The sequence below is a fragment of the Pseudolactococcus laudensis genome (genome assembly GCF_013449735.1).
In the GTDB taxonomy this organism is placed as follows: domain Bacteria; phylum Bacillota; class Bacilli; order Lactobacillales; family Streptococcaceae; genus Pseudolactococcus; species Pseudolactococcus laudensis.
In genome coordinates, this window is sequence record NZ_JACBNY010000049.1 from 1 (window position 1) to 3,750 (window position 3,750).

The following is a 3,750-nucleotide window of genomic DNA, read 5'->3' on the forward strand; positions in this document are numbered from 1 at the left end:
AAGAATAAACAGTCAAGTGGCGTCTGTAACATAAAGAAAAACACAGTAGACTATGCTTAGTTTTCTGTGTTTTTTTCTAATTTCATTTAGAGGTGAATTAATTGGTAGTTATTAGAGGTGCCCTTAAAATAACTATTAAAAACTTTCGTTTTAATTATCAAGATATAAAAAGTTATTGGTAGTATGTCAGTAACTCATACTCGATTTCCATCAAATTTGACTATTTTATTTTACTTCATTTTTAGCGGCAAACAAATCATTTAATGCTTCAGTCATGGTTGGATGAGTGTAAATTTTGTCACGCAATAATGTGTAAGGCAAGCCTACTTCAATCGCAAGACTTATGAGATTAATTGTTTCATAAGATTCTTCTGCGTAAATTGTAATACCAAGAATTTTGTCTGTCTCTGGATCAACCAAAGCTTTGAGTAAGCCTTTAGACTGATTCAAGACAGCTGATTTTGGAATGGCTGTCGCAGCAAGTTTGAAGAGACGGTAATCGATGCCCGCTGCTTTAGCAGCTTTTTCATTAAGGCCAACTTTAGACAAGGCAGGTGTGATAAACACAGAGGTTGGTACATTTTTGCGGTCAGACAGACTCCGCTTACCATCTCCATAAAGGTTATTACTTACAATACGGAAATCATCAAGGGAAGTGTAAGTAAATTGTAAACCGCCATGCACATCCCCAAGTGCCCATACATTTTGAACAGTGGTTTCAAGTTTATCGTTGACCACAATTTCTCCACGTTGACCAAGTTGAATATTAGTGTTTTCAAGTCCAAGTCCAGCAGTATTGGGTTTGCGACCTGTTGCAACCAAAATTTTATCTGATAAGATTGAAACTTTTTTGCCTTCTTTATTTATTATTTCAACGCTATTGTCAGTAATAGCATCAATCTTCACGCCAAGCTTAAAGATAATCCCCCTAGATTCAAGGTCGGAACGAACCAACTTCGAAATATCTTCATCATCACGAGGAAGGAAGTTATCGAAAATATCAAGAACTGTTACTTTTGATCCGTAACTTGCAAACATTGAAGCAAATTCAAGACCAATATAACCAGAACCAATAATCGTCAAATGTTCAGGAAGCTGCTTCAAATCCATTAATTCAGTTGAAGTCACAACATTTCTACTGTCCACAAGTCCGGGAATTGGTGGCAAGACAGGTGTCGCGCCAGTATTGATAAAGATACGTTCGCCAATTAGTTGTGCAATTACTTCACCCTCAGAATCCATCACTTCGATTTCGTGATCAGAGACAAATTTTGCTTTGCCATCAATAACTTCAGCTGTTGCTTCATCCGCAATCATGTGATAATTTTTTAGATTCAAATTACCTGTAAGGATCGCTTTTTTTTCTGCAGCTTCTGTGAATTTCAAACCTTTTTCACCGTTGACAATCAAAAATTTTGATGGAATACAGCCGATGTTGATACAAGTCCCACCATACATTAGAGTTGATTGTTCAATAATGACAACACTTTCTCCTTTTCCAGAAAGGAATTTGGCCAAGGTCTTTCCACCTTTACCAAAACCAACAACGATATTTTTTACGTCTATTTTTTTCATTTAAAAATCTCCAAATTTTAGTTTTGAACTAACTTATTATCCACGATAGATTTACCACGGAAGTCAACAATCATGAAATTATTTGAAATCGTATCCCAGTCGGTCTTGAGTGTCATCAGATTCAATGAGCCCTCGTGTCTCACTTTCAAGTCATGTTCATCCCAGAAAATCTTGCCCCAGTCTTGGAAATAAATGGAACCAAACTCAGATTCCATTTTCCCATCAAATGTTCCGGGAGTTGTTCCTTTATCTACTGCAACCAAACGCCAACGAGAAATACCACCTGCGCAAGCATCTACTTCAGTGTTTGTTTCACTCAAAGTGTGGTTAAAGTCTATCGCTAAGTCCACATCACCGAAGCTTTTAATTTTTTCAGTAGCTAGTTCATCAAATATTATTTTCATTTAATTTGCCTGTTTATCTATTGCTTCAAAGCTCTTCAAGAACTTTTGCTGTACTCATTGTGCGATCTGCAACAAATCCAAAATTTGTTATTGCTGCATCATAGGCTTCTTGACCAGGTGCTCCTGTAGCGTCAGCTGCAACGTGAACGTGAAAACCTGATTCTACGAGTTCACGCAAGTGTGAATCCACACAGAGATTTGCGTTCATTCCAGCCAAGATAACAGTATCAATGCCGTTTTTACGGAGTTGAAGCGCCAAGTCATTTGATTCGGGACCGAAGATTTTGTGGGGGCTTGTGATGATAGTATTTTCATCCAAGTAAGGTTTGAGTTCCTCCACGAAGTCTGCTCCTGAACCTTTCACTGTTTCTTGATACTGGTGTTCACGATGGAACATTTTATTATTCAACATCATTTGTTCGCCTTGACCACCAAATTTCCAGTTTTGGTCATGGTCGTAAAAGTAATGTGGTGAAATAAAGATTTTATAGCCTTTTGCTTTAGCATGTTTGAAGAGTTCTGTAAGATTCTCAGTGGTATGATATTTTCTGAGGATATCTTTTGTTAGACCATAGCCTGCACCTTTTGGTTTGAGGAATTCGACTTGTGGGTCTGTAACGACGAATGCTGTATTTTTGTTATTGAACATTTTGTTCTCCTTTAAATATAAAATTTTTATGATAATTCTACAATGGGTTGCATAAGTATCCCCTTACAAAGAACGTCTATGAATGTTTGACAACTTTGCCATCTTTTTTGAACATCGGCAATGGGATATTCTCTCCGAATCGCATCTGCCTGCAAAAGCTTGACTTTTTCTTTAGATTCAACTGCTGACATAAAGATTTACGTCGTATCACAGCAGTAGGCGGGGCAGGACCTGGTCCGATAACTATCATATCCAATTTTTTCATTATTTTTCTCACATTTTTTCAAAACTAGTTTTTAATAAATCAAAATTTGATTCCAGAACATTTAAATCTTTAGTCAATTTCAAGAGTAGAAGACTTCCTTGAATTTGAGCAATAATTGCATATGCTGCAGGAAGATTTTGTTCCACCAGCAGTCCTGTTAAAGCTGATAGATTTTCCGCAATTTTTTTTTGTAAATCTGAAAATAGTTGTTCAAGAGGTTTTCTAAAATCCTCATCTAGGGCGGAAAGCTCAATAACGAGATTACCTACAGGACAGCCGTAGTATATTTTTTTTTGCGCATGATCACTGTAAATCCAATCCAGCATCTCTTTTAAGTTTGCCAGTGGACTTTCATCTCTCGATAGGATTCCATTTAGCAAATGTTTTTGCCAAATTTTAACATGATTATCAATTACTGCTAGGCTAGCTTCTTTCTTTGAACCAAAGTAATAATAGAATTGCCCTTTGCCTGTCCCAGTTTCATCTAAAATATCATTAATAGAAGTCCCTGAATAACCTTTTTTATATATAAGCTGTTCTGTAGCCGTCAATATCTTTTCTTTCGTATTTCTCAAGTTGTACACCTCCATATTTTTAGAAACAAATGGTTAGATTAGATTGTATCTAACAACATTGTTTTGTACCACTTGGTATAATTATATTAACATATTCTTTTTTGAAATACAAACATTTTGTACCAAATAGTACAAAACATATAATTAACTGTGTCGGTTCTGTTGCGAAGTTTGAAAATCAAACGCGCCCTCTCTGAACTCCAAATATCTTAGGCTGTTATTCCCATTAATACCTTGATTTCAGTAGACACCGAAAAGCCGAAGAGCGTTCCATTTCTTCGG

General features: G+C 36.3%; 5 protein-coding genes and 1 pseudogene. All 6 read right to left on the reverse strand.

What is annotated here, in order from left to right; all coding sequences use genetic code 11:
• Window positions 1-225: 225 nt before the first annotated feature.
• Window positions 226-1,575 (reverse strand): FAD-dependent oxidoreductase, encoded by a 1,350-nt coding sequence (locus HZR21_RS11235; RefSeq protein WP_061775514.1) that lies wholly within the window; start codon window positions 1,573-1,575, stop codon window positions 226-228.
• A gap of 17 nt (window positions 1,576-1,592) precedes the next feature.
• Entirely contained in the window at window positions 1,593-1,979 is a 387-nt protein-coding gene (locus HZR21_RS11240; protein WP_061775515.1) for an iron-sulfur cluster biosynthesis family protein, read from the reverse strand.
• Window positions 1,980-2,004: 25 nt separating this feature from the next.
• Window positions 2,005-2,628, reverse strand: coding sequence for a cysteine hydrolase family protein (locus tag HZR21_RS11245; RefSeq protein ID WP_002355386.1), 624 nt, complete (start codon window positions 2,626-2,628; stop codon window positions 2,005-2,007).
• A gap of 26 nt (window positions 2,629-2,654) precedes the next feature.
• Window positions 2,655-2,819: a hypothetical protein gene (locus HZR21_RS11250; protein WP_163604811.1), complete on the reverse strand. Its 165-nt coding sequence runs from the start codon at window positions 2,817-2,819 to the stop codon at window positions 2,655-2,657.
• Window positions 2,820-2,901: 82 nt separating this feature from the next.
• Complete coding sequence (locus HZR21_RS11255) at window positions 2,902-3,483, reverse strand: TetR/AcrR family transcriptional regulator (RefSeq protein WP_180747685.1); 582 nt, start codon at window positions 3,481-3,483, stop codon at window positions 2,902-2,904.
• Window positions 3,484-3,677: 194 nt separating this feature from the next.
• Window positions 3,678-3,750 (reverse strand): annotated as a pseudogene (locus HZR21_RS11260) (IS6 family transposase); the annotation flags it as partial.

What these genes read in the sequence shown, in the direction of transcription:
- HZR21_RS11235 (WP_061775514.1), bottom strand. Translation starts at nt 1,575, where the DNA reads ATGAAAAAAATAGACGTAAAAAATATCGTTGTTGGTTTTGGTAAAGGT.
- HZR21_RS11240 (WP_061775515.1), bottom strand. Translation starts at nt 1,979, where the DNA reads ATGAAAATAATATTTGATGAACTAGCTACTGAAAAAATTAAAAGCTTC.
- HZR21_RS11245 (WP_002355386.1), bottom strand. Translation starts at nt 2,628, where the DNA reads ATGTTCAATAACAAAAATACAGCATTCGTCGTTACAGACCCACAAGTC.
- HZR21_RS11250 (WP_163604811.1), bottom strand. Translation starts at nt 2,819, where the DNA reads ATGTCAGCAGTTGAATCTAAAGAAAAAGTCAAGCTTTTGCAGGCAGAT.
- HZR21_RS11255 (WP_180747685.1), bottom strand. Translation starts at nt 3,483, where the DNA reads ATGGAGGTGTACAACTTGAGAAATACGAAAGAAAAGATATTGACGGCT.